Here is a 25,194-nt window from a genome sequence, read left to right as displayed (position 1 = left end):
AATACTATCGGGATTTTAAAATGAGTTTCTGGGATTGTAAAGTGTTTTAAATAGTTTAAATCGAAAATTATTGATATTCATTATTTTATGATGTTTATGTAAAAACAGGTTCAATCCAAAAAAAAGCTTCCGGAACAAACCGAAAGCCTATATTGTTTTTTATATAACAGAAATTAATCTGCCATAACTTCACCGGATTTTCTGTAAATGAAACTTCCGTAAATATGTCTTCTTGCAAAACGGCTCGGCGAATCGGAATTAACCATTTTAATGTAGGTATTCCTCGGAACTCCCATATATTCATAGATATTTCCATTCAAATGCTGAACGGTTAAAATCGATTTTTCAAGGTAAAAATCCTGAATATTGGATTTGGTTATCGTTTCTGTATATTCTTCCTTATACTTTTCCTGCGTTTCAGGATTGATGCTCACCAGAAAATGATAGGCTTCAATCACCGATTTGCTTTTTTCTTCTGCTTCCTGTTTTCCGGCTTCATCATTGATAAATTTATCAGGATGCGTATCCTTCATTACATTTCTGTAAATGGTTTTTAACTCCTTTAAAGTAACGGTTTTATCAACACCTAAAAGCTTTCTGTGCTCGCCCAGTTTTTTCATAATATATGATCCTTATTTCGGGGTGCAAAATTAAGCTTTTAAATTGTAAAAATCATAACTTATTCATTTTTAATTTATTTAATGACTTGAAACAGAAATTTTATTTATAATAAATACAAATGTACAGGGTTGTTGAAGGAGGCTCATAGGCTTTGGAATTACTCAAGATATAAAAAGAACGTTTTTAGGGAAAAATCAATCGATAAAGCTGTGTTATTCAGTAACAACAGGTTTTTATCCGGAATTGAGACCCAAAGGTTCGAATATATAGAAAATCACTTATTTGCTCCTTATATCCAGGATATTGTCTACGGGTTGGTCCGGATGTTCAAGATAAACTTTATTCATATCCACTCTTCGCAGCCAGTCGGAAACTTTAAAGTTCCGTAACGGTAATGCTGTTGAATCTTCATGGATCTCAAAGCTCAGGCTTTTAATTGTATTTCCTCCACCGAAGGATTGTCCCCAGAACTTATTTTTATCGTAACCGATAAGACGGTTGTCCAGGCTTTTTCCTTCTGTGTCATAAACTTCCGGACGGGTATAGGTTTTATCAAAAGTCCATCGGGTAATGTATCCGATTCCGTTGGAATCAACTTTTAATTCATTGGTATCGAGTTTTGAAAGCACCAGATTGACCTCCCCCGAATATCCTTTGGGAACAATGATCTTCAGGGTCGGGGAATACAGTTTATAACAGGTGACCATTAAAATTGGGATAGATGTTAAAAAAACAATGGATATAAATTGAGTTTTACGGAAAATAAGATTCAGAATAAAAGAGAGGAACAAAATAAGCCCTATAACTATAACAAACACCACGACAGAAACCAGTGATGCCGGAAAGAAAACACCTCCCGGAATATCTTTCAACTGGTATAAAAAACAGATCAGTAAAAGGGCCGATACAACAGGTGCAATTCTCTTTAAAGTGTTCATACAGGTTAAGTTTTAACAAATTTAAGTCAAATGTTCAGAAAGAACAACCATTAAGAGTATGTTTAAACTTTAGAATAAAGTTTGATTATTATGATTTTTTATAAGGGCCAATAAATCATGTCTGAAATTATTTTTTGATTAAAAAAACGAACCCAAAGCTTTATGATTAATACCGTTTTATTGTAAGCAGGCAAAGGTAAGCGGCTTCGTCGCTGATGAAGCTGATGCTTATCCATACGCTTCATCGGATCAACGGAGTTGATTCCTGCCTTTGCTTCCTGAAATATGCACAAAGAAGCTAAGGCCTTTGCGTCAAAAAAATCCATCAGTACACTATCTTATTAATCAAAAGATCCTTAAAGAATGTGATTCAGATAAAGATTTGAATGGTATTTAAAAAATCAAATATAGAATTTAAACATACTCTAAAAAGATCCTGCCAATTCTATATTTCTTCAATTCTGCAAAAAATTAAGCGCAAAGTTGACGAATAATACCGTTTTATTGTAAGCAGGCAAAGGTAAGCGGCTTCGTCGCTGATGAAGCTGATGCTTATCCATACGCTTCATCGGATCAACGGAGTTGATTCTCCACTTTGCTTCCTGAAATATGCACAAAGAAGCTAAGGCCTTTGCGTCAAAAAAATCCATCAATACACTATCTTATTAATCAAGAGATCCTTAAAGAGTGATTCAGATAAAGATTTGAATGGTATTTAAAAAATCAAATATAGAATTTCACAGGCTCTAAGAGTACTTGAAATTTTCAGTAAAAATCTTAATTTTCAAATAAAATTTAGTGGTTTAAAAAGACTCATACAGATATTTATTAAGTTTAAAATAAATGAGCTGCCTTTTGAAATCAATGATCGTATTAAATCTCTTGAGGAATTTATTACCGAAGAAACCTGCCATTTTCTCGGTGGAATCAATACCTTCCTTAGATCCGGAAAGGGTAACCGGGATATTATAAAGGAACTTTTGGGCAAATTTCAGGGAAGGGCAGAGTACCACAGGCATTTCATATACGGAACCGTCTGAACCCTGGGCTGTCGCTTTTCCTATTTTTTTCATGGAGCCTGCCAAAGCATGTTTTCTGGCAAAAGGAGAAGCGATGGTCAGCGCATCATCAGCACCGCTGTCGAGACCGAATAACCCGGAATATTCTTTGCCATTGACGGTGAAGCTGCTTTCTATGGCCGGATAATCATCCACAAGATGCAGCTTCATTTTTTCATAGCCTGTAAAATCTATGGTCTTGCTGTTTTCATCATGAAACCGGATCTCATTTTTATGGTAATCAATTTCAATGATCTTTCCCTGCATCAGGTTGGTACCGAACACACCATCAAAATGATTGGTTTCATAGGGAATCAGGGTAAGCAGGACATCTTTTTTTTCAAGAGTTCCGAACTGTATGGTATTGTGGCTGCTGTGTTCCACCGTATTGCTTCCGTTGGAGCCCTGGTTTACAGATTGGCCGTCAATGGTAAGAGCCGGTTTTTTCTTGGCGTTGCTGTTGATGACAGAATTACTGGCGCCGGTGTCAAATAAAAACTTGATGCTGTCTGTTTTATTGACCTTACAATAGATGTAAATGGAATGATCTTCCAGAGAAAACGGAATAATCACCGGACCGTTCTGTGCTGATATTCCTGTACTGACTAATACTGCTAAAACAAGATAAATGAATTTCATAACGTTTTGATTTACCGGCGAAAATAGATGGAATTATCACCTTTGCAAAAGATTAGCCTGTCATTAACCTTTCCTTAACCGTGCTGTTAACATTCATTGTTCTTTTTCGGATGTTAACAAAAAACAGCACCCGGTCAGGTACTGTTTCTGTTATTTGAAATCTTTTAAACCAAAGCCTATGGCTCATCGCAATCCATTTTCAGCTTTGTAAATATCTTATCAAAGGTTTTATATACGGTTCCTTCTTCATCTACCGTCGGTCTGAAACTGTTATTGGCACAGTTGTGAAACGAAATACCGATCAGATCGATCATCGCATAATCGTCTTTCTGAGGATCATTGAACTTGGCATTAAAGTTAGCCATAACCGCCTGTGGATTGGAATTTCTTTTGCTGCTTGCTTCTGCATAACTCTTCCAGGCTGTATACATCTTTTGTCTGTCAGAGGCAGTGATCGCATCAATATGTTCCCGGCAGGTATTGTAAAATTTACTGCTTTTCAGGGACGAAGGGTCGGAAAAGGCGGTAATGTCTTCTTTGGTAAGCTGATATTCATTTTCAAAGGTCTGCATTGCCTGTTGGTGAAGATCTTTCCATATCGGAAGGTCGATTACTTTAAGACCGTAGAGTTCTTTTTTCTTTTCCTGATACTGCTGTTCCAGCTTTTGGAGATAGGTGTTTTTATTTTTCCTTATATCTTCAAGTCCTGAAAGTTTGAATACCGTAGGACTGTCGAAATAGAGTCCGCTGAACTTATACAAAAGCTTGTACGTATCGTCAATCTCGCTCTTTTTATATTTTGCAGGATCAAAATATCCCTTATTGTCACAGCCGAAAGTCTGGTAAGAATACTGCACCAGACTCTGAGTTTTGCCGGAAGCTTTCTGTCCCCAGACTGCAAACGACATCATCAGGGAAAGCCCGGTTACTATTTTTTTCATATAGATGGAGAAATTATGGCCTCAAAATTAAGGTTTTAAATTCAAAACTGAAGGATATAATGCTCTTTTTAATGATTAAATTTCCCTGAATTAAAGCGTAGCAAAGTCTGTTTTTCATTTTCTTTTATTATTTTGCATGAAACTTGAAGAAAGTCTGTTTCCGGATCAGGAAATGCAATCAGAAATCAGGATCATAAAACTAGAATGAAAGAAACCGTGAGCTGTTCTCCAGACCTGGTTTTTTAATATGAAAAAATGAAAAATTATGGCACACCGTATTTACGTATATAATGTTGATGCAGAGAATAATGGCCAGTATCCCTGGTATTTGGGGGAATGGAATTACGAAATTCCGGCACTTCTGCTTCCTCTGTTTTTTGGAAATCCCAGATCAAAAGGAAAACTGATGTATTTCGACAGACAGGAAGGTATAGCAAAGCTGCGGACATTTTATCAGTTATTGGCAGATCATTATCAGCTGAATTATAAAAAGGTGTATTATGAACCTGTGAATAAAATGTTTGAATTTCTGGAATCACTTCCTTATGATACCTTAAAAATGGATGCCTGGGATGTTTTCAATATGAGTGAAGACAGGCATTCTGATCAGGCTAAAGACTGGATTGAAGAGATAAAAGATCAGTATATCATCTATAATAGAGCCGTTCAGAAAATGGACCTTAAGATTTTGGAAAAAGCTTTCCTGAAAAGATCCGGGTACAGTTCATTTTTGGAAATTCTGGAGACAGACTGGATCAACTACGGGCTGGGATACTGGAACGACGAAGCTTATAAAGATCACTACGAAACTTTTGAAGAAAATGGCTTTCAGGGACTGAAAGACAGTAAAGGCAATGTAATTGCTCCGGCAGTCTATGACGAGATCTATGATTTTAATGAGGAAGGGATTGCCGTTGTTCAGAAAGACGGTAAGTTCGGTTATCTTAAAAATGACGGTATTCTGACTGTGAAATGCCTTTATCAGGATGTTTTGGAGGCACTTTCTATTAACGGAAAAAATTACGGACTGGTTCAGGCCGATGATTTATGGGGTGTTATGGATATAGATGAGGAAGAATGGTCGGTTCCCAACAGTTTTGACGATCTGGAACTGCTGAATTACACAGGACTGTTCAATGCAAAAAAAGGAGAACATTTCAGGCTGATTAACCAGTGGAATAAAGAAATCGTTGCCGGAGATTTTGAAACCCCGTTTAATTTTGATTATCAGGGGCTTGTCTTCAGAAAACTTCCTGGAACTTCAAAGAGGGCCTATTATAACCTGGAAGGAGTTTATATGGGAGAATATCCTGAAGATACTCTGTCTCCGATAGATAACGGGTATTATTGGGTAAATCCTAATAAGTTTCAGCATAAGATCAGCATCATCCGGCCGGATGGAAGCCTTCTGGATGAAGGAATAGACAAACTGATCACACTGGATGGCTATATGGTAGCCGCTTACAGAAAGGATAAAAAATGGCAGATCTATGATACTCTCAGCGAACGGTTCAGGCTTAAAGAGTTTGAAATTGAAAATATCCGGGTCGATTCATTTATTCAGGAGATGAAGAATGTTTTTACTGTTTCAGTTTCAGAAGGAACCGGGCTTTATGAGGCCTCGGAAGACCGATGGCTGGTTCCGTTTTCCAGAGAACATCAGAAAATAGAATCATGCAGGCCGGAAATATGCAGGATCATCCTTCAGACCGGAATGTTTTATTATGACCGGAAAACAGATGTTTCAAGTCCCACGTACGATTATATCTGCGAGGGAATCGACTATGACAACCAGCTTTTATGCCTTTTCAGAGGATCAGAAATGCTGATACTGAACAAAGACCGAAGGCTTCAGAAAATATCTGATTCTGAAATGGGAACTCTTTATGAAAAAAGATACAACCTTCGCGGAAAAGACCAGAAATATTTCCTTGATTTTTATAAGAAATGGACTGAAAAAACCGGCCCGGGATATGAAAATCACTTTGATAATGAAACGCTGAAGTCTAAAGCTGTCGAAATGGAAAGAGAAGGCAACATCAGAGAAGCTGTCCGGTTGTACACGATGGGAGCAGAGCGTGGAGATGCCACGATGCAGACCAATCTCGGGTTTATCCTCACCAATGGAGATAATCCTGAGTTTTACGATCTTCAGAAAGGACTTTTCTGGTATGAAAAAGCGGCAAAACAGAACGAATCTTATGCCTGGAACAATCTGGGATACCATTACCACAACGGAATCGGGTATTCTCAGGATATTCAGAAAGCATTGGAATGTTACGGTAAAGCGGCGGATCTGGGTAACGGTACAGCACTCGGTAACCTGGGAGACCTTTATTTTAACGGAAAATATGTGGAGCAAAATTATGATCTTGCCCTGGATTACTACAAAAAAGCGGAAAAAAAATACAGCTTCAACCGGGAAAACATCTCCGAGATCTACTACCAGAAAAAGGACTATGCAAACTTACAGCGCTATCTGAGACAGGATTACGACGGTACTTACTCCCATATCTATTACGGAATCCTGTATGATCATGGCTTTGGCGTGAAACAGAATATTAAAAAGGCACTCAGATATTATGAGGATGCCCTGGGCTATATGAATTATTTCTATGCGCTTGAAAGACTGCTGCATTATTACAGAGAAGATCCGGATTTTGCAGATCCTGAAAAATATAGGCAGTGGAAGAAGTATGGCGAAGAGAATGATATGGACTGACGATAAGATATTGAATTTTGACGCCAGTTCCGCATTAGAATCTCTGATTCAGAGAGGCTTGAAGCCGACATCGTTAAACGTAATTTCCCTTTTCCGAGTTTAAATAAAATTAGTCAAGATAATTAATATTTAAAATTCCTTTTTTAAAACGGATATGTAAAGTGTCCGTATTCTGATAAGTGAAAATTGATTTTTGATTTCCTGATTTTCGTTTTTCATCAATAAGGTGAAGTTCTTTGGTATCGTGAATCGATTTTTTCTCACCGGCATCCAGCCAGAAAATTTTATATTCGCGGTGATGGATAACCTGATAAACCTGTTCGGTGGTGTTTTTTTCAGTATGAGAATTAACGTACAGCAGTACATTGGAAATCAAAGTTCTGAATGCCCAAAAGGTAAAAAAGCCTGAAAAAAGAGAAATAATAACAATGGCTGCCAGATTTTTCACTTTCATAAGCAAAGTAAGGGCAGCTGTAATGATGACAGCGACTGCAAGCTGGTATTTCCAGAATCCGGCATTGAAGTTCTGCAAATCTGTACTCAGGTAATGATCCTGAATGGCAGGCTTTAAAAAGAAACCGTCAAAACAGAAAATGACTACGAGAATAATAAAAAAAATAATGTTGTTTTTTGATAATAATGCTTTTTTCACAGTCTATTTAGGTTTAAATGATGGTTTTTTAATTTTAAAATAATAGTTTTGATATAAATTTATTTAAACGTGACACTATACTTATTTCTGGGCTTTATAGTCCTTATCTTTGGCGGGATCGCTTATCTGATGATGCGTTTTTTCAATCGCTGGACAAGGAACAGCAAATATGAGACGCTCTGGGATACTGTGATCTTTGTCGGCTCATTCGCTTTGGTGCTGCTTGTGGCAGGATTTATTTTCTTCTACAACCTTAATCTCAGACGCTGATGTCTGCCGTTTTCTTTTAATGATAAAAAAGGCGGTTAAAAGGTTAAGGATTAGTGCCAGCCATACATTCATTCCGTAAAACAACTCATAGTCGTGAAGTTTTTCGTTATAGAAAAGATTTTTAATGATTCTGAATGTAATGGCAGTCACCGTAACGGCATAGCTCAGGATCATAGCATTTCTGTGTGCTGTAACATTTCCTCTTTTAACGGAAAGAATAGCTTTCGTTGTGAAATATGCCCAGAGAATATCCTGAACGATAAAACCGGTAATTCCGATCAATCCTCCGTTTGAGAACATTCCCAGTACGAAACAGGCCGGCACGTTGATGACCAGGATATTATAAACATAGATCCGGCCAATGATTCTGTGCAGCTTTTTATTTTCCTGTAAAAAACGGCTCGAAAACTGCGTTAAACCTGCCAGCAGGCAAAGCGTTATCGAAAAAATATGGATGTAAAAGAAAGCCATCCAGTAAGGATTTCCGGTCACCTGCTGTTTAAACAGAAGAAAGCCCACATTCTTTTCCAGCCCGGTATATTGGAAGATCGTCTGCAGCATGACGAGACTGAATATCATCACTAAACATACAGCCACTGCATTAATGATCTTTATTCCAATAGACTTTGCCATTTAATCCGCTATGTTAATCTTCTAAAACTTCCTTAATCTGCGTTTCCAGATCTTCCATGTTCTCAAATTTTCTGAAATTGAGGGACTTCCCTGTTCTTTTAAGTTCTTCAACAAGATCAAGGATCAGCTCCAGAGGTTCAGCTTCATATCCGAACAGATGATTGTCAAATTCAGTTCCCGCAACCAATCCGTCCTGATTCATGCCCAGACACCAGTTTTCGATGAAATCATTCAGGGAGAGTTCTGATACTTCATAATGGCTCCATTCCTGTTCAATGCAGGATTTTGCCCTTGCCCGGTCAGACCAGAAGCAGATGATCTGTACCGGTTCCCCGTCTTCATATTCCAGTTCGTTGGAGTAGGATACCGCAAACCCTGTTTCATCCTTTAAGGCATAAAGAATTTCTGTTTCGCATACTTTCCGGATAAAGTCTTTATGGCGGTTTTCTACCGTGATATGATCTTGTAGCATAGTGTGTATTGTATTAATTAAGTGTTATAAAATTCCTTTAATTCTGAGATGCTGCAGCAGCATAATTGTTTTGGCATCCCTGATCTCTCCGCTATCGGTCATTTCCAGCGCTTTCTCAAACGGGAGTTCCAGTACCTCAATATGCTCACCTTCTTCTTCCAGGCCGCCCCCGTCTGCTATTTTCATATCATGGGAATATTCGGCAATGAAAAAATGCAGGATTTCGGTAACGGAGCCGGGAGACATATATGCTTCAAAAATCTTTTCGGCATTGGAAATCTTATATCCGGTTTCCTCTTCCGTTTCCCTTTTGATGCATTCTTCAGGATGGTCATTATCCAGAAGTCCGGCGCAGGCTTCAATAAGCATTCCGTCCTGATTGCCGTTGATAAACGTAGGAAGTCTGAATTGCCGGGTTAAAATAACCGTTTTTAAAGTTTTATGATAAAGTAAAATAACCGCTCCGTTTCCCCGGTCATAGGCTTCCCTGCTCTGGGTTTCTGCTGAACCGTCTTTTTTTGAAATAGAGTAGGTGACTTTCTTTAAAATATACCAGTTATCAGAAAGAATTTCGGTATTGGTAATCGTTACGTTGGGAGTATACATAAAATGATGAATCGTTGATATAGTGTGTTATGGATTATTTTGAATTAACAGATCTTCCAGAGCCTTCTTGAGATCCGGAAACCTGAATGTAAAACCTGTGTTCTGAATTTTCTTACAGGAAGCCCTTGATCCTTTTAAAAGCGCGTCTGCCAGCTCACCAAACATCAGCTTTAAAACAAAAGACGGAACATTCGGCATAAATAAAGGTTTTTTAAGAACCTCAGCAATTTTCTTTGTCAGGTTTTCATTAGTGGTATGTTCCGGAGCAACAGCATTATAAGCGCCGTTTATGTCCGGATTTTTCAATGCCGTCTCATAAATCGAGCAGATGTCATCAATATGAATCCAGGGCATATACTGCTTTCCATTGCCTAAAGCAGAACCTATTCCGTATCGTATCGTTGGAACCATCTTTTTCAGGGCACCGTCTTTTTCCGAAAGTACTACGGCTGTTCTTATTTTTACCACTCTTTCTGCCAGGTTCTGTTCCTTAAAATTATCGGCCGCTCTTTCCCACAGAACTACAACCTCACTCAGGAAATCATTTCCCGGCATATCGTCTTCCGTATAAATCTTTTCCGTAGTTTCCGTTCCGTAAAAATTGATTCCCGAAGCGGAAATAAAAGACCTGAGTTTAATTTTTTTATCTCTTACCGCCTTCAGAAGTAGCCCCGCAGAATCTACACGGCTGGAGATCAGTTCTTCTTTCCGTTTTTTCGTCCAGCGTTTTTCAGAAATATTGGCTCCTGCGAGGTGGATGATGTGGGAAACCCCTTCCAGAGCTTTTTCATCAATCGTTCCTTTCAGAACATCCCATTCAAATTCATGTTCATGCTTCTTTTTTCTGGTCAGGAACCTTACTTCAAATTCTTTACTTATCTTTTTAGACAGCTCCTGCGCGACCATGCCACCGGCACCGGTGATCAGAACAATTTCCTTCATAATGATGAGGTTTGGGTTAATTTTGGTTTTTTACAATCAGGATAAAATCATCCTCCAGGAATTTATAGCCGTAATCGTAGATAAAGCGGTATTCAGAACCGTTTTTATAGACTTTCAGATTCGTAAAATAATCGAAGTCAAAACCTAGATTGTCTAATTTGGATTTGGCCACTTTTGCTTTTCCTTCCGTATTAAACTCGGTAAGGATACGGTAGTTTTTGCGGAGCTTATTGTTTACATTCCGCATCAGGTTGTTAGAATCTTTATTCTGCTTATTGTTGTAGGCATTCCGGCAGGCATCGTTGCAGAACTTTTTATCAGCCCTTCCGATAATTTTTTCGCCGCATTCCAGGCAGTTCATTAATTGGTTTATTTTAAATGATGACTATGTCTTTTCTGTAACAGTCTTTTGAACCTGCTGTGGGAAGGATAGCTCCGGTTTGGCGTTATATTATTGAAAAACAAGGCCACAATCAGCAGAATAATGCACCCCGATAAAACAGGGGAGATAACATACCAATATCCCAGCTCCGGAATTTTCCCTGTGGAACTCACGGCGATCAGAGCTGTGGCACCGCCGGGCGGGTGAAGAGTTTTTGTGTACTGCATCATTACAATAGACAATGCTACTGCCAATGGAGCGGAAAGCCAGATGATGTCAGGAACAATCTTGTAAACGGTAACCCCTACAATTGCCGAAAAAACATGACCTCCGATCAGGTTTCTGGGCTGTGCCAGGGGACTTTGAATAGCCCCGTAAATCAGAACACTTGAAGCCCCGAAAGAACCGATCAGGAAAATATTCTCAGTCTCCGCTAAAGAATGCGACTGGATAAAGGCGATGATCCCGATTCCAAAAAACGCACCCAGAAACGACCAGAAATGCTCCTTGTAGTCAACCAGTGTTTCCTTATAGATCACATACTTCGAGACCCTGAAAGTTCTTTTTATTGTCTTCTTCATTTATTCTTCTTTATTGTTTATAATTTGCATTAAATTATTGATAAACGGTTGGGTATAAATTCCCTCTGATGTTTCTTTTCATAAAAGAAATTTCATCAAAGATACAGAATTATCCGTTTACAAACGGATAATTCTCCGGTGAATATGGCTTTAGAATAATTTGAAACAGGACTATAAAAATGCTTTATTCAATTCATTTTAATCTCATAAACAAAAAAAATAATTGAGCATTTTAAAGAGAAAATAAAAAAACTGCATCCGGAGCAAAAGATCCGGACACAGTCAGAGAAATAATTATTTAATCAACAGCATCAGTCTTCTGTTACCAATTACCGTAGACTAAAGAACGCCGAGATATTTACAGAATGCCTCTACATTATCCCGCTGTACGGTTTTATTTTCAATCCCGCTTTCCGAAAGAAATTTTTTGGTATTGCTGATGTCGAAATCAGGGGTATTCTGATGGATTTCAATAATGGATTTTCCATCATAAGCTTCAAACTTAAACAAGTTAAGGAGCGGGTAAAGCGGGCTGTTTTCATCATGTTCCCAAAGTGACCGCCATTCTGTAAAAGGAACGGGAGTTAATTCAAAATTGAATTCCCGGCGCAGAAGTTCAAAGAACTCAGTTACCGTCATATTGTCTTCAGGTTCCGGGCTTAGATGGAAAATATTTCCGGCAGCATCAGGATTTCTGGAAATATGGGCAACTGCTTTTCCTACAAAATCAACCATGATCAGTTCCTCTTTCTGATCCATCAGTATAGGATAGCATTTAAGCTGGATACAGGTTTTGATCAGTGATCCCCACCACTGATATCGGGCAGTAGCTCCTGTCTGGCTGTGGCAGAAAACATATCCCAGTCTGAAAATAATGATAGGAACCCCCTGTTGAATGGCTTCGGCGGCAACCTGTTCCATTACCCATTTGCTTTGAATGTATCCCATATCACGGCTCAGGTATTTAAAAGCCGCTCGTGTATCCGTATCTTCCCTGATAAGCTGAGGTTTGGTGAAATAATGCTCCCAGCTGAATACGCCAACGGTAGAGAGTAAAGAAAGCTGTTTGAGCTGATGGGTGGTTACAAATTGTATCAGGGTATGAAGGGCATCTACGTTGGCCGCTTTCATATACGAATAAGGCTGGATAAAATTTACGGCACTTCCTGCATGATGAACAACATCCACAGTCTGTGCCAGTTCGTTGTATTGTTCAGAAGAAAGTCCCAGAAACGGCTGGGCAAGGTCTCCAACATGAATGCTGATTCTTTTCGGATCATATACTTCTGATGGGATCAGCTGGCTTTCCATAGTTGCAAACAGACGTTCTCTGGCATGATCTTCATCGCGGGCCCTTATCAGAAGGTGAATGGCAGCCTGAGTGGAATGGAGTAGTTCCGTTAATATATGAATCCCCACAAAGCCGGTGACACCTGTCAGCAGAATTGCTTTGGGATCTGTAAAATTTCCTTTTCCGGAAACATGAAATTTAAACTGTTCAGCAGAAACCATAGCGTCTCTTTTTATTTCAAAACTCAGCGGGTCCATGCCGAGACTGTAATTTTTTATATCCGTGCCGGACTCTCTTTCTTCAATCAGCCGGGCAAGTTTTCTTATAGTACTGTTCAGGTATAATTCGCTCAGGGTAATGGTGTTGGGGAATTTCTGAAACAACTTGTTGTAAAGCTTCGTCAGTTGTATAGAATGTCCTCCCAGACTGAAGAAATCGTCACCCATACCGGAAATCCGGCATTGCAGAACATCGGTCCAGATTTCTTTAATGATTCTTTCGTATTCATTGGCAGGCTCTTCTTCTGTAATTTCCCAGGTTTCAGTCATCGATACTGATGCATGCAGATTTAAAGATTCCATATCTGTTTTTCCGTTGGACTTCACCGGAATGGCATCAATCATATAAATCTCGTGCGGAATCATATAGCTCGGAAGTTTCCTGCTTAATTCAGCTTTAATATGAGAAACAGGAGCATCTGCGGCAACAAAGGCCCTGAGCGATTTTTCGGTTTCGGAACCGGTATGAATGTGAACTACCGCATTTTTTATTCCTTTGATTTGGCGCAGGGTATTTTCAATTTCAGACAGCTCAATGCGGTAGCCGCGAACTTTTACCTGATGATCGGATCTTCCGGCGTATTGCAGCATTCCGTCTGATAATATCTTTGCCTGATCTCCCGTTCTGTACATCCTGCTGTAAATCCCGTTTTCTCCGGCAAAAGGATTTGTGATGAATTTTTCATCCGTTAGGTCAGGCTGATTCAGATACCCTCTTGAAAGCTGTATCCCGGAAATATAGAGTTCACCTGTGACCCCATCCGGTACGGGACGTAAGTAAGAGTCCAGAACGTAGAGCCGGGTATTTTTTATTGCGGTTCCAATGGTGTTACCGGGATGAATATCATCAAAAATAAAAGTGTTCACCGCTACGGTGGCTTCTGTGGGTCCGTACATGTTGATTAGTTTTACCCGCTGTTTCCAGTATCTGCTTACCTGTGGCGGACAGGTTTCGGCTCCGGTTCCTATGGTTTTAAGTATTGGAAGTTCCATAGTACCGGAAATTGTTGAAAGTACGGAAGGTGAGATAAATGGAATAACTGTGATAGAATGGAGACTTAAAAATTCAGCAAGATGATCTCCGAGAAGTTTATTGTTCGGATACAGATGAACAGTTGCCCCTTTGGTAAGAGGAATCCACAGATCGATAACCGAACCGTCAAAATTATAAGGAGAGAACTGCAGAGTCCTGTCTTTTTCGTTCAGATTGAGCAGCTGGCCGTATTCTGTGATGAAATTTCCCAGAGACCGATGTTCAATCAGTACACCTTTCGGCGTGCCGGTGGTTCCGGAGGTATGGATAACGTAGACCAGATCGGAGGGAGTATGGGTATGGGAATAAGCGGGCTGTATATGCTCAACAGGATTGGCCAGCATTTCCCCAATAAAAAGGACTTGTTGTTCGGAAGTATTGATCGTTTCAGGATCAACAGACTCAGATACGATAAGGAATTTCGGTTTTGTATCGTTGAGTATGGTCTGAATCCTTTCAGAAGGATAGCCTGTATCCAAAGGAACATAAGCGGCTCCGGATTTTATGATCCCAAGTAAAGTAATGATCCGTTCAGCAGACTGATCCTGACAGCAGGCAATAAAATCTCCGCTTTTACAGCCTAAAGAGATCAGTTGTTCCGCAATATGGCTGGATCTTTCGTTAAGTTCCCGGTAAGAGATACCGATCCCTGAATAATGCAGGGCTGTTTTCTCCGGTGTTTTTTCTACCTGCTCTTCAAATAATTCAATCAGTGTTTTAGGATTTTCAACAGGTGAGTGAATTTCAGATTTTCCTTTTTCTAATACCTCATAAACCTTTATTTCGCCAATCTTCCGGTTGGGATAACGGGCAACAGATTCTAAAATAGACTGATAAACCTCAGCCATCTGGATGATGGTTTCTTCTTTAAACAAAACCTCAGAATAATCAATATTGACGGTTAGTTTTGAATGTTTAGGCAATACTTCAAACTGAAGATCAAACTTGGTTTTCTGATTGCTGATCCATTCCACATCCTGATTCCGGATAATATCAGAAGGTTGCGATTCTTCATCAGGATGCTGAAGCACAAAAACATTCTGAAATAAAGGATTATGCCCTGCAAAACGGTCCTGGATCACCTCATTGATAATTCTGTCCAAAGGAACATCCTGATGTTGCAGTATTTTGGAAACTGAATCCCTGGTTTGTTTTAAAACCTCTGAAAAGGAAGGATTCCCGTCAATGGTTATCCGTACAGGAAGCATATTGGAGAAATATCCGACAGTTTTATCATAGGCAAGAGGACGGCTGGAAGACGGGCTTCCGATGCAGATATCATCCTGGCCGCTGTAATACTGCATTAAAAGTCCGAAAGCAGATAATAACGTCATATATAAAGTAGCGGACTGTTCTTCAGAAATCTTTTGTAAAGAATGCGTCAAGGTTTCATTGATCTCAAACTGATATTGTTTTCCCGGATCTGAACCTGAAGCTTGCTTTTTAAAATCATGAACAATCTGAAGTACCGGAACATCAGCCAGATATTCTTTCCAGAACTGAATGCCATCTTCATAATCCTGCACAGCCTGCCATTGAACATAATCCTCATATTCCGGATACGATATAGAGGCTGAAGGAATGTCAATATGGTTGATCTGCTGATAAAGGGTATTAAGTTGCCGGATAATTAAAGGCATCGTCCAGCCGTCTGTCACTATATGATGTAACATTAAAAACAAAGAAATGGGCTGATCTTTTTCAATGATGATGTATGCTCTCAGCATATAATCTCTTTTCAGATCAAACGGAATCCGGATCAGCTCGTTGATTTTGTTCCGGCTATATACGGTTTCCAGTCTCCAGTTATTTTCACTGATGGGGTGTTGGAAGTACTGTCCGTCATTTTCTTCAATAACTGTTCTTAGTATGCGGTGTTTTTTCAGAAGCTGTAAAAAGGCTTTCTCTAAAACAGGTATAGAAATTTCAGGATTTATCGGATATAAAGCTCCTACATGATAGGCTGAACTTCCGTGTAGCTGGTCCAGAAACCATAGGTTTTGTTGCTGTGAAGAAAGTGGGATAATCGTGTTTTTTGAGGTATAAACATTCTTCTCATGAAAAACCTTCTTGTTAATTATATAATTCTCTAAAACGTGAATTGTTGGATGTGAAAATAGATCCGCAGATTCCAAAGGAAGACTCAGCTCTTTCCGAAGTAACCCCGTAAGACGGTAAGCCAGGATTGAATTTCCTCCAAACTGAAAAAAATTATCATCAATTCCGATTTCTTTTATTCCTAAAATAGCGCTCCATGCCTGAGCCAGTTTTTGCTGCAGTTCGGTTTGGGGTGTTGTATAGGATCTTCTTATCTCTTCAGCTTCTTCCAAATGGAGAAGGGCTGCTTTATCAACTTTTCCATTGGCTGTTAAAGGGAATTCTTTTACTTTTAAAAATCCGGAAGGAATCATATAAGAAGGAAGATGCTCAGGCAGATAAGCTCTGAGGTCCTCAGAAAAGGCTTCCGAACCTTTAAAATAACAGATCAGCTGTTTATCATCCCCTTCCTGTTTCACTATAACGACACAATTTTCAACAAGCCCGGATTGCCTGATATTTTCTTCCACTTCTGCAGGCTCTACCCGGAAACCTCTGATTTTAACCTGCTGATCTGCCCGGCCTGTAAATTCAATATTTCCGTCCGGAAGTCTTCTGACAAGATCTCCTGTCTTGTAAACCCTGGCCACTTTACCTTCATCTGTGATGTATGGAAGAAACCTTTCGGAAGTGAGATCCGGCCTGTTATAATATCCTCGGGACACCTGTATACCGCCAATATAAAGTTCACCTGTTTCATGATCCGGAAGAACTTTCATTGCATCATCCAGAACATAAAAATCTACGTTAGGCAGCGGCTTTCCAATAGTACCCATCGGATAGTTTTCATTGAATGGGAACCCGGACACGACAACCGTAGTTTCAGTAGGCCCATAAATATTGATAAGTTCTACCTTAGATTTCCAGCTATGAATCACAGAGGGAATGGGAGCTTCTCCACCTGTACATATTTTTCTCAGTCTGCCCGTAGTTTTGTCAGTGGGAAGAGTAGCCAGAATAGACACCGGAAGATAAGGAAGGAGGCTGATCTGGTTTTCACAGATATATTCCAGAAGAGGTTCTCCAACGATCCTGTTATCCGGATAGAGATAAACAGTGAGACCTAAAGACAGGGGAACCCACAGATCGAGAACAATACCATCAAAGTTTGAAGATGAAATATTCAAGGCCGTATCACTGAGTTCAGGTTTCAGGAATTCCCCGAAATATTTTACAAAATTAAAAAGACCTGCCTGTTCCGCCATGACTGCTTTTGGAAGTCCTGTACTTCCGGAGGTATAAGCCAGATACGCCAGGCTGTTTTCAGATTCCTGAAATATATTTTCACAAGGCATTTGCTCAATATTTTCTTTCTGTTCATCAATCAGAATGATTTCCCCATGATAGAAATGGAATTTTCCTGCATAAGCTTTTGATGTAATGAGAATTGGACTTTTTGTATCTTCTAAGATATGTCTGCACCTGTTTTCAGGATATAAAGGATCTAAAGAAACGTAAGCGCCGCCGGCTTTCCAGATGGCAAGCATGACAATTACTTTTTCAATAGACTGATCAAGACAAAAACAAAGAGGAACATCCGTAAATATCCCTCTTTGCTTTAAATAACAGGCAAGCTGATTGGATTCATTCTCTAATTGCTTGAAAGTAATAGCTGAATGATTGCAGATCAGTGCCTTTTTGTCGGGATACTTTGCTGTCGCTGTGTTAATTAAAGACACAACGCTTGATTCTTTTGTTAACATTTTGTTCATTTTGGTTGGGTTTTAGTTTAATTTTCTTTAAAAGTATAAAATTATGTAAAAAAAATATTTAATTTCACGTATTGTTGAATTTTTAATAACAATAAATTAATATGAAAGAATCAAATCAAAAACCTGGGCTTACTTTTAAAATGTATGAACTGATCAGTGGTTATTGGCTGGCCTGTTGTATCAGGACAGTAGCCCAATTGGATATTGCCGACCATCTGCTTAATGGCCCTCAAACCCTTAAAGAACTGGCCAAGGAAACAGAATCTGATGAAAGGTCCCTGTACCGCTTGCTCCGGGTCATTACCGGCGCAGGAATATTTTATGAAAGAGAAGATGGTGCTTTTGAACTGAATGATTTCGGAGCTACTTTACTCACTGATGTTCCCGGATCTGTTAAACCCTGGGCTTTGGCAAATCTGGGAGAGCATTATCCTGCTTTCGGAGAATTGGCATATGGAATACAGACCGGAAAAGTTCCCTTTGAACTAGCTCATGGAATGCCTGTCTGGGAATATTACAAACAGCATCCGGAAGAAGGAGCCAATCTGGCGAAAGCAATGGCGGGAATGTCCGGAGCTGTGGTTGAAACGATAACAGAGACCTATGATTTTACTCCTTATAAAACGATAGTTGATGTAGGGGGAGGAAACGGAGCCCTTATGTTTTCCGTATTGAATGCCTCTCCTGAAAGTACCGGAATTATTTTAGATGAACCTTATGTGATAGAGCAAACAGCGCAGTTTATCCCTGAAAATTTAAAAGAAAGATGCGCGGTAATTGGAGGAAGCTTTTTTGAAGAAATACCTGCCGGTGCAGACCTTTACATGACGAAATGGGTAATTCATGACTGGAATGATGATGAAGCGGTACAGATCTTAAAAAACATACATCAGGTAATGCCTGCGGGAGGCAAATTATTAATCATAGATTCTGTAATTCCGGATGATTCCAGAAATACCCCTCATGCCGGAAAGCTGCTTGATATTAATATTATGGCTATGACCACAGGAAAAGAACGGACGCTGGGAGAATTCAGATCACTGCTTGAAAGATCAGGACTGAATTTTATCCGACTGATAGAAACCGATACGGAAATATCCGGTATTGTTGAATCTGAAAAGCTTTAATGCATGTATAAAGTGACTATTTTTTATCCTGTTAAAGATAATGACTGGTTTGACATGGAATATTACATGACCACTCATATGCCATTGTCCAAATCGGTATTCGGAGAGGCTTTAAAGGGGCTTGCGATAGAAGAAGCATATAATCAGCAGTCAGGAACTCATCATTTTCCATATCAGGTTATCGGGCATCTGTTTTTTGAAAAAACAGAAGATTTTTATTCGAAATTTCTTCCGAACAAGGAAATTCTTGAAAAAGATGCAAAAAATTATACCAATGTGGAAGCGGTCATTCAAATCAGCAGGGTAGTGGTCTGGAACCACTATCAATAAAGAGGCTTTATATATAATACCTAAAATTTATAGTTCATTCAGGAGACTTGCCATCCTTTAGCCTGAATCCCTTTAAATTTTATTTGTGTGTCAGCTAAAAAGAAAAATCGGGATAAATGTTCTATCCCGATTATATATTTTAGTATCAGCTATAAATTTATCAAAAGCATTCCTTACTGATTACTTTTTCAGCCTATTAATTTCCTCTTTTAGCAGACTGATGTATTCCTGTAGATTTTTAATGATTTCTATGCTTAATTCATTGTTAATTGTAGCATTGCTATTTCCAACATTAGCCTGTGTGTTATCATTAAAGACAGGGTTTTCAATAATAATTTTAGCTTCCTCTTCCTCATATATTTCTTCCACAGGAACCTCTAAAAACCTGGCAAGTTTGTTCCATTCTGCCTGTGTAATAGATGCGGTGCCACTTTCTTTTCTGCTATAATTGGAAACGTCAGTCGGGATCACATCAGCCATTTGCTGCTGGGTGAAACCCTTCGTTTTTCTTACTGTACGTAGCTTTTCTTTTTGCATATTATACGTTTTTACAAATTTGAAAAAAAATAACTTATAAAATGCAGAGGTTTTCAAAATTTTCATCTGTAAAATAAAATTTATTATTTCCGGGTAAACTCATGTTGTTTTTTTTATTTTCAATTTGTGACAATATTTTTTTTCTGTTAAAATAAAGTATCGCAAAACAATTTTAATTTCACTTATCCGTTTACAAACGACTACAAACGAATTTAAATAGTTTATAACCGACTAGACTTTGGGGAAGTGGCAATCTTTGCAACAGAGATTTGAGAAAACAGTGAACGTCTCTGATCTGAATTATTAATCTTAAAAATTTTAAAGCTATGTCACTAAGAAACAAAGTAACATTAATTGGTTACACAGGAAAAGAAGTAGAAATGGTAAACTTCGACAACGGAAGTGTAAAAGCAAGCGTATCTTTAGCTACAAGCGATCATTACACCAATGCTAAGGGCGAAAAGGTAGAAGAAACACAATGGCACAATCTGATTGCTTTCGGGAAAGTTGCAGAAATTATGGAAAAGTACGTCCATAAAGGAAAAGAAATAGCCATTGAAGGAAAACTGATGTATCGGTCATATGATGACAAAGACGGTGTTAAGCGGTATATAACAGAAATCAGAGTAGATGAAATTCTGCTGCTGGGAGGCAAATAATTCTAAAAGCACAGATGATGAAAGTAAAGGTTTTTAAAATCAGACTTCCGGAAGAGTTTTTATACAGAGATCAGAAAATGCTTGACGACTTTCTGGAAATCAATGAGATTATAAAAGTGGAGACCGCTTTTGTAAATGATGAATGTTATTGGTCTGTGATACTGTATTTTGAAGAGGTAAAACCACCGAAGAATATGGTAAGAGAGCCAAAAATGGTGAAATACTCTGCTGATAATGAGGTTTTAAGTTCTGATGAAGAACAGATTCTGAATGCTCTGAAACTCTGGAGATCAGAAAAAGCAAGAGAACAGAACCTGCCTACTTACTTTATTGCGAGTAATAAAGAACTGATGTCGGTGGCAAAGTATAAACCTGCGAAAAAAGAAGAACTGCTTGATATTAAAGGCTTCGGAAAACACAAGATTGAAAATTATGGTGAAGAAATCCTGGAAATTCTTGAAAGTGTCTGATTTTTCAAAATGAATGATGCTTAACTGTGAAAGCTGGGGAAGATTCCTTCTCCGGCTTTTTTATCTTTCGGAAAAGTCCTTTCAATTCCGTACTTTTGCGTATATCAAAATGACATACAAGAAATGAAACCAGGTTTAGCAAAAGGAACGAGAGATTTTACGTCACAGGAAGTTTCCAGAAGAAAATATATCATCAATATTTTACAGAATAACTTCGAGTTATTCGGATTTCAGCCGTTGGAAACTCCAAGTTTTGAAAATCTTTCTACATTGACAGGAAAATATGGTGAAGAAGGAGACCGTCTGATCTTTAAGATTTTAAATTCGAGCATTAACGAGGCTAAAGAAGATAAAAAGACTCAAATGCTTCAGGACTTCCAAAGAGCATTGGAAAAGCCTTTCAGCTCTGAAAATTTAACAGACAAAGCCCTTCGCTATGATCTTACCGTACCTTTTGCAAGATTTGTAGCAATGAATCATGGGAAACTGACATTTCCATTCAAACGTTCCCAGATCCAGCCGGTGTGGAGAGCAGACAGACCTCAGAAAGGACGATTCAGAGAGTTTTATCAGTGTGATGCAGATGTTGTAGGAAGTGAAAGCCTACTTCAGGAAGTAGAATTGGTTCAGCTGTACTTAAAATCATTTGCAGATTTGGGAGTTTCGGTAACGATTCACATGAACAACCGTAAGATCCTTTCCGGGCTGGCTGAATATGCAGGGATTACAGATAAACTGATTGATTTTACAGTAGCTTTGGATAAACTGGATAAAATCGGAAAAGATGGAGTTGTTAAGGAATTACTGGAGCGAGAAATTTCCCAGGAGTCTATTGACAAACTGGATTTCTTATTTGAACAGTCTGATGATGCTCTGGAAAATCTTCTTCAGCTGAAAGAAAAGTTTGCCGGAAACGAAATCGGATTAAAAGGAGTGGAGGAACTGGAGTTTGTGCTTACCCAGTCTCTGAATCTTGGTGTCGATATGAAGAATCTGGTATTTAATATTACACTTGCCAGAGGGCTGGATTATTATACCGGAGCTATTTTTGAAGTTAAAGCAGATGAAGCCGTGATGGGATCTATCGGCGGTGGCGGAAGATATGATAACCTTACTGAAGTTTTCGGAGTTAAAAATATTCCGGGGATCGGGATTTCTTTCGGACTGGACAGAATCTATCTGGTTATGGAAGAACTGAATCTTTTCCCTGAAGAAGCATCTTCCAAAATAGAATATCTGTTTGCTAATTTCGGAGGAGAGGAAACCACTGAAGCTTTAAAGCTGATCATGCAGTTGAGAGGAAAGGGAGTTTCTGCGGAACTTTACCCTGAAAATGCAAAAATCAATAAACAGTTTACCTATGCTGAAAAGAAAGGGATTAAAAACCTTGTTTTCTTAGGGGAGGAGGAGATAAAAAATAATACGGTGACGTTTAAAAACCTTGAAGCGGGAGAACAGAAAACAGTCTCCGCAGAAGAATTCTTAAACCTGTAATACAGTTTCATGGTAAAAAAAGTTCTTTGTTTGGGCCTGCTGGCATTGGCGGTTACCGTCAGTGCCCAGATTTCCCTTCCTCCGGGGCCTTCGGACCCTCATGCTTATAACGCGCAAAAAAAGAGTATATCTTTAAATAATATCAAAGATTTCCCCAAAGAAGTTTTCAGCAGGGATCTGAAGATCTTAAAAATAAGAGCTCATGAGAGTTTTCGGGAAATTCCTGCGGACATAAAGAACTTTAAAAATCTTGAGGATTTTGAATTGATCAGCTCCGGAGGAAATGTCACTTTTCCTGAAAGCTTTGCAGATCTTCAAAACATAAAAAAAATAAATATCAGCCTTAGAGGAAGTGAATTTCCAGAGCCTGTCTTAAAGTTGAAAAACCTGCAGGAACTGAAATATGGTGATAAAAAGCTGAAAAAATGGCCGGAAAATCTGGGGAATCTGGAAAATCTTAAAACACTGGATCTGTCCTATTTCAGATCGGTAGACACTGATTTTGCCAATCTTCCTGAACTGATATTACCAAAAAGCATAGGAAATCTGAAAAAACTGGAACAGTTCACTGCTGTCAGTAACGGGATGAAAAGACTTCCTGATGAAATAGGTAGCCTGACTTCGTTAAAGGATCTGAATCTGGGATACAACAGCCTGACTGATTTGCCTGAACGTTTTGGAACACTGAAGAGCCTGGAAAAGCTGGATCTTCAACAGAATCGGTTTACTGAATTTCCCAAAGCAGTTTCAGGACTGGAAAACCTTCAGGATCTCAATTTTAATTTTTGTCTGATTGAAAAGATTCCTTATGCAACAGATAATTTGAAATCTCTGAGAACATTAGGCATGGCAGGAAATAAAATATCCTCTGATTTCAAAAAGCTGTATACAATTCCCAATCTCGAAGAACTGAATGTATACGAATGTGGAATCAGTAAAATTCCTTCCGGGGCAGGAAATATGAAACAGTTAAAGATCCTGAATATAGGGGCTAACCGGCTTTCTTCCGGATCGGTTAAAGAACTGTACACTCTCACTGGCCTGGAAGTACTGGAAATGGGCAGCTGTCAGCTCGAAGGTCTTCCTTCGGGAATCCGGCAGCTTAAAAACCTGAAGAGATTAGGACTGGATAAGAATAAAATATCTCAGGATAATCTTAAAGAGATCTATGATTTGGAAAATCTTGAATCACTGGACCTTTCAGAATGCCAGATCGAAACCCTCCCAAAAGGTATTGAAAAACTCAGAAACCTGAAGAGTCTTTATCTGCGGGGAAATCAAATTTCCCAAACAGATATTGAGGGGCTGAAAAAAGCATTACCCTATACCGACGTCCGTATTTAACTAAAATTGTTATTGGCTGATATTTAAACGCTGGGAATGGATTCTGTGGATGCTGTTCCTCATGATCATAGCGTTTCTGAAAACTGAGGATGGTGTCGAAATCAATACGGAAGAAAAGACTTTTAAGCTTGAAAAGGCAGATCCGGAATATGCTTTGTAATTTGTGAGGTTATAAATACTTTATTTGGAAAAGATACTCCGGCTGACAGCACATCTGTTTTTGAACTCCTGGAAAAGCTGTAAGCATTCAAAATTTTATTTTTTAATATCTCAGCAGAGGCTGCGTGCTGCAGCGGAAAGATCCTCCAAAGCTTCTGCTGACAGAAAAATCAATATATTCCACTTTAATATTTTCCTTTTCGATCTGCTCTCCGATATGTTTAAAAGCCGGATCTGTAATATAAACCTCCGGGGACACGGGAAGCCCGTTGGTAGCCAGATTCATGGCTTCATCTAAAGTTACGCGGATTCTTTTCCATTCCTTCAGCGCAGCTGGGAGTCCATCTAAAAATGCTTCTTCGCATACAATCATCAGCCCTTCTTTTATAAGACCGAGTGCGCAATCCAGATGCAGGATATCAGGATGGAGCCTGACCTGTTCAACAGTATATCCCTGCGGTTTTAGAAGTTTCTGCAGCCACTGAATTCCCAGTGTATTCGAAGCAAGCCCGGAATTTCCTACAAAAACCTGTTTCCCTAAGACAAGAACATCCCCACCTTCAAGAAACGGTCCTTTTCCTAACGTTGAATCCCCCGGATCGGCAATTTCAGGCTGAGGTACTGCCACATAACCGCATTCCTCAGGGTAAACTTCCTTAAGAAAGAGTTCCCGTACCGGAAAAACTTCATTTCTGCGGTGTAAAAAACGGAGTGATGACTCAACGACGAAATTTCCCACCGTAAAAAAAGGATCCCTGACAAAAAAATTGGAATATCCGGCTGTTCCCACAGCTTCCTTTTCAGCGGAAGACAGCTTGCGGGGACGGAGTACTTCTACACCATGTTTTTCCAGTGTTTTTTTTAAATTTTCCCTTTCATTTTCCCATTGTTCCTGAAGTTCAGGAAAGGCCTCAGAATAATCTTTTCCTTTATTCTCAAAGTTTTCTTTTATTGCTTCTTCACTCAGGAAACGCAGGTCCTCTGGTCTGGGTTCTTTGGGAAAACCAAATTCAGACTGAGCGAGAACTACTTTTTTCAAAGGGGAAAATTCATTTTCAACAAAGATCATAGCTGGATGCTTTTTGATTACTACTTTTAGCAAAAGTATTTAAATTTTGGAGAAGGTCAGTATTCAAAACAATTTTAATGAAATCTTAGAATTATATTGAGGAAATGACAAATAAAATTTAGCCCGTAAAAACAGCC

The 25,194-nt window shown here is 39.0% G+C and carries 21 protein-coding genes; 7 read left to right on the top strand and 14 right to left on the bottom strand.

From position 1 onward, the window contains the following. Positions 1–173: 173 nt before the first annotated feature. The 4 genes from AC106S_RS01950 to AC106S_RS01935 all read right to left on the bottom strand — a co-directional run bounded on the left by AC106S_RS01950 (position 174) and on the right by AC106S_RS01935 (position 4,197). On the bottom strand, positions 174–620 hold the full coding sequence (locus AC106S_RS01950) for a KTSC domain-containing protein (protein WP_482437453.1): 447 nt from the start codon (positions 618–620) through the stop codon (positions 174–176). A 279-nt stretch (positions 621–899) separates the two neighbouring features. Further along, entirely contained in the window at positions 900–1,559 is a 660-nt protein-coding gene (locus AC106S_RS01945) for a hypothetical protein (RefSeq protein WP_482437452.1), read from the bottom strand. Between the two features lie 803 nt (positions 1,560–2,362). Continuing rightward, positions 2,363–3,256 (bottom strand): retropepsin-like aspartic protease, encoded by an 894-nt coding sequence (locus AC106S_RS01940; RefSeq protein WP_482437451.1) that lies wholly within the window; start codon positions 3,254–3,256, stop codon positions 2,363–2,365. A gap of 176 nt (positions 3,257–3,432) precedes the next feature. Next, positions 3,433–4,197 (bottom strand): hypothetical protein, encoded by a 765-nt coding sequence (locus tag AC106S_RS01935; RefSeq protein WP_482437450.1) that lies wholly within the window; start codon positions 4,195–4,197, stop codon positions 3,433–3,435. Between the two features lie 265 nt (positions 4,198–4,462). On the opposite strand from AC106S_RS01935, the gene AC106S_RS01930 reads away from it, so the two are divergent. Then, the gene (locus AC106S_RS01930; protein ID WP_482437449.1) at positions 4,463–6,919 is read left to right on the top strand and encodes an SEL1-like repeat protein; all 2,457 of its coding nucleotides are present in this window, start codon (positions 4,463–4,465) and stop codon (positions 6,917–6,919) included. A 109-nt stretch (positions 6,920–7,028) separates the two neighbouring features. On the opposite strand, the gene AC106S_RS01925 is transcribed toward AC106S_RS01930, so the two are convergent. From AC106S_RS01925 to AC106S_RS01890, 8 genes are all read right to left on the bottom strand, one after another. Continuing rightward, a complete protein-coding gene (locus tag AC106S_RS01925; RefSeq protein WP_482437448.1) occupies positions 7,029–7,571 on the bottom strand; it encodes a hypothetical protein in 543 nt (180 codons plus the stop codon). Between the two features lie 204 nt (positions 7,572–7,775). After that, the gene (locus AC106S_RS01920; RefSeq protein ID WP_482437447.1) at positions 7,776–8,474 is read right to left on the bottom strand and encodes a DUF2306 domain-containing protein; all 699 of its coding nucleotides are present in this window, start codon (positions 8,472–8,474) and stop codon (positions 7,776–7,778) included. Positions 8,475–8,487: 13 nt separating this feature from the next. Continuing rightward, positions 8,488–8,946, bottom strand: coding sequence for a DUF2750 domain-containing protein (locus AC106S_RS01915; RefSeq protein WP_482437446.1), 459 nt, complete (start codon positions 8,944–8,946; stop codon positions 8,488–8,490). A 24-nt stretch (positions 8,947–8,970) separates the two neighbouring features. After that, positions 8,971–9,552, bottom strand: coding sequence for a GDP-mannose pyrophosphatase NudK (nudK, locus tag AC106S_RS01910; protein WP_482437445.1), 582 nt, complete (start codon positions 9,550–9,552; stop codon positions 8,971–8,973). A gap of 27 nt (positions 9,553–9,579) precedes the next feature. Then, positions 9,580–10,494: a TIGR01777 family oxidoreductase gene (locus AC106S_RS01905; RefSeq protein ID WP_482437444.1), complete on the bottom strand. Its 915-nt coding sequence runs from the start codon at positions 10,492–10,494 to the stop codon at positions 9,580–9,582. A gap of 16 nt (positions 10,495–10,510) precedes the next feature. Continuing rightward, entirely contained in the window at positions 10,511–10,855 is a 345-nt protein-coding gene (locus AC106S_RS01900) for a hypothetical protein (RefSeq protein WP_482437443.1), read from the bottom strand. 8 nt (positions 10,856–10,863) lie between these two features. Then, a complete protein-coding gene (locus AC106S_RS01895) occupies positions 10,864–11,457 on the bottom strand; it encodes an HPP family protein (protein ID WP_482437442.1) in 594 nt (197 codons plus the stop codon). Between the two features lie 339 nt (positions 11,458–11,796). Beyond that, positions 11,797–17,868, bottom strand: coding sequence for a non-ribosomal peptide synthetase (locus AC106S_RS01890; protein ID WP_482437441.1), 6,072 nt, complete (start codon positions 17,866–17,868; stop codon positions 11,797–11,799). A 101-nt stretch (positions 17,869–17,969) separates the two neighbouring features. On the opposite strand from AC106S_RS01890, the gene AC106S_RS01885 reads away from it, so the two are divergent. After that, the gene (locus tag AC106S_RS01885) at positions 17,970–18,995 is read left to right on the top strand and encodes a methyltransferase (protein WP_482437440.1); all 1,026 of its coding nucleotides are present in this window, start codon (positions 17,970–17,972) and stop codon (positions 18,993–18,995) included. A gap of 3 nt (positions 18,996–18,998) precedes the next feature. Continuing rightward, positions 18,999–19,325 carry an EthD family reductase gene (locus AC106S_RS01880; protein WP_482437439.1) on the top strand — a complete coding sequence of 109 codons (327 nt, stop codon included), beginning with the start codon at positions 18,999–19,001 and terminating at the stop codon, positions 19,323–19,325. 180 nt (positions 19,326–19,505) lie between these two features. Here the strand turns inward: AC106S_RS01880 and AC106S_RS01875 are convergent, their stop codons facing one another. Continuing rightward, positions 19,506–19,862 carry a helix-turn-helix domain-containing protein gene (locus AC106S_RS01875; protein WP_482437438.1) on the bottom strand — a complete coding sequence of 119 codons (357 nt, stop codon included), beginning with the start codon at positions 19,860–19,862 and terminating at the stop codon, positions 19,506–19,508. A gap of 326 nt (positions 19,863–20,188) precedes the next feature. Here AC106S_RS01875 and AC106S_RS01870 point away from each other — a divergent pair, with 326 nt between their 5' ends. The 4 genes from AC106S_RS01870 (at position 20,189) to AC106S_RS01855 (ending at position 23,829) form a co-directional block, all read left to right on the top strand. Continuing rightward, positions 20,189–20,521, top strand: a complete 333-nt coding sequence (locus tag AC106S_RS01870) for a single-stranded DNA-binding protein (protein WP_482437437.1) — start codon at positions 20,189–20,191, stop codon at positions 20,519–20,521. 14 nt (positions 20,522–20,535) lie between these two features. Beyond that, positions 20,536–20,991, top strand: a complete 456-nt coding sequence (locus AC106S_RS01865; protein WP_482437436.1) for an HRDC domain-containing protein — start codon at positions 20,536–20,538, stop codon at positions 20,989–20,991. Positions 20,992–21,114: 123 nt separating this feature from the next. Continuing rightward, positions 21,115–22,485 carry a histidine--tRNA ligase gene (hisS, locus tag AC106S_RS01860; RefSeq protein ID WP_482437435.1) on the top strand — a complete coding sequence of 457 codons (1,371 nt, stop codon included), beginning with the start codon at positions 21,115–21,117 and terminating at the stop codon, positions 22,483–22,485. 9 nt (positions 22,486–22,494) lie between these two features. After that, a complete protein-coding gene (locus AC106S_RS01855; protein WP_482437434.1) occupies positions 22,495–23,829 on the top strand; it encodes a leucine-rich repeat domain-containing protein in 1,335 nt (444 codons plus the stop codon). 262 nt (positions 23,830–24,091) lie between these two features. Here the strand turns inward: AC106S_RS01855 and AC106S_RS01850 are convergent, their stop codons facing one another. Beyond that, positions 24,092–25,057: a dimethylarginine dimethylaminohydrolase family protein gene (locus AC106S_RS01850; protein WP_482437433.1), complete on the bottom strand. Its 966-nt coding sequence runs from the start codon at positions 25,055–25,057 to the stop codon at positions 24,092–24,094. Between the last annotated feature and the right edge of the window lie 137 nt (positions 25,058–25,194).

Source organism: Chryseobacterium sp. FR054 (assembly GCF_056844565.1).
The sequence above is the reverse complement of the archived record's forward strand: the minus strand, read 5'-3'. Positions and strand labels throughout refer to the sequence as shown.

Excerpts from the sequence above, each read along its gene's own strand:
- AC106S_RS01915 (WP_482437446.1), bottom strand. The coding sequence starts at position 8,946 with ATGCTACAAGATCATATCACGGTAGAAAACCGCCATAAAGACTTTATC.
- AC106S_RS01855 (WP_482437434.1), top strand. The coding sequence starts at position 22,495 with ATGGTAAAAAAAGTTCTTTGTTTGGGCCTGCTGGCATTGGCGGTTACC.
- AC106S_RS01935 (WP_482437450.1), bottom strand. The coding sequence starts at position 4,197 with ATGAAAAAAATAGTAACCGGGCTTTCCCTGATGATGTCGTTTGCAGTC.
- hisS (WP_482437435.1), top strand. The coding sequence starts at position 21,115 with ATGAAACCAGGTTTAGCAAAAGGAACGAGAGATTTTACGTCACAGGAA.
- AC106S_RS01895 (WP_482437442.1), bottom strand. The coding sequence starts at position 11,457 with ATGAAGAAGACAATAAAAAGAACTTTCAGGGTCTCGAAGTATGTGATC.
- AC106S_RS01875 (WP_482437438.1), bottom strand. The coding sequence starts at position 19,862 with ATGCAAAAAGAAAAGCTACGTACAGTAAGAAAAACGAAGGGTTTCACC.
- AC106S_RS01920 (WP_482437447.1), bottom strand. The coding sequence starts at position 8,474 with ATGGCAAAGTCTATTGGAATAAAGATCATTAATGCAGTGGCTGTATGT.
- AC106S_RS01940 (WP_482437451.1), bottom strand. The coding sequence starts at position 3,256 with ATGAAATTCATTTATCTTGTTTTAGCAGTATTAGTCAGTACAGGAATA.
- AC106S_RS01890 (WP_482437441.1), bottom strand. The coding sequence starts at position 17,868 with ATGAACAAAATGTTAACAAAAGAATCAAGCGTTGTGTCTTTAATTAAC.
- nudK (WP_482437445.1), bottom strand. The coding sequence starts at position 9,552 with ATGTATACTCCCAACGTAACGATTACCAATACCGAAATTCTTTCTGAT.
- AC106S_RS01905 (WP_482437444.1), bottom strand. The coding sequence starts at position 10,494 with ATGAAGGAAATTGTTCTGATCACCGGTGCCGGTGGCATGGTCGCGCAG.
- AC106S_RS01870 (WP_482437437.1), top strand. The coding sequence starts at position 20,189 with ATGTCACTAAGAAACAAAGTAACATTAATTGGTTACACAGGAAAAGAA.
- AC106S_RS01950 (WP_482437453.1), bottom strand. The coding sequence starts at position 620 with ATGAAAAAACTGGGCGAGCACAGAAAGCTTTTAGGTGTTGATAAAACC.
- AC106S_RS01945 (WP_482437452.1), bottom strand. The coding sequence starts at position 1,559 with ATGAACACTTTAAAGAGAATTGCACCTGTTGTATCGGCCCTTTTACTG.
- AC106S_RS01900 (WP_482437443.1), bottom strand. The coding sequence starts at position 10,855 with ATGAACTGCCTGGAATGCGGCGAAAAAATTATCGGAAGGGCTGATAAA.
- AC106S_RS01850 (WP_482437433.1), bottom strand. The coding sequence starts at position 25,057 with ATGATCTTTGTTGAAAATGAATTTTCCCCTTTGAAAAAAGTAGTTCTC.
- AC106S_RS01880 (WP_482437439.1), top strand. The coding sequence starts at position 18,999 with ATGTATAAAGTGACTATTTTTTATCCTGTTAAAGATAATGACTGGTTT.
- AC106S_RS01865 (WP_482437436.1), top strand. The coding sequence starts at position 20,536 with ATGATGAAAGTAAAGGTTTTTAAAATCAGACTTCCGGAAGAGTTTTTA.
- AC106S_RS01930 (WP_482437449.1), top strand. The coding sequence starts at position 4,463 with ATGGCACACCGTATTTACGTATATAATGTTGATGCAGAGAATAATGGC.
- AC106S_RS01885 (WP_482437440.1), top strand. The coding sequence starts at position 17,970 with ATGAAAGAATCAAATCAAAAACCTGGGCTTACTTTTAAAATGTATGAA.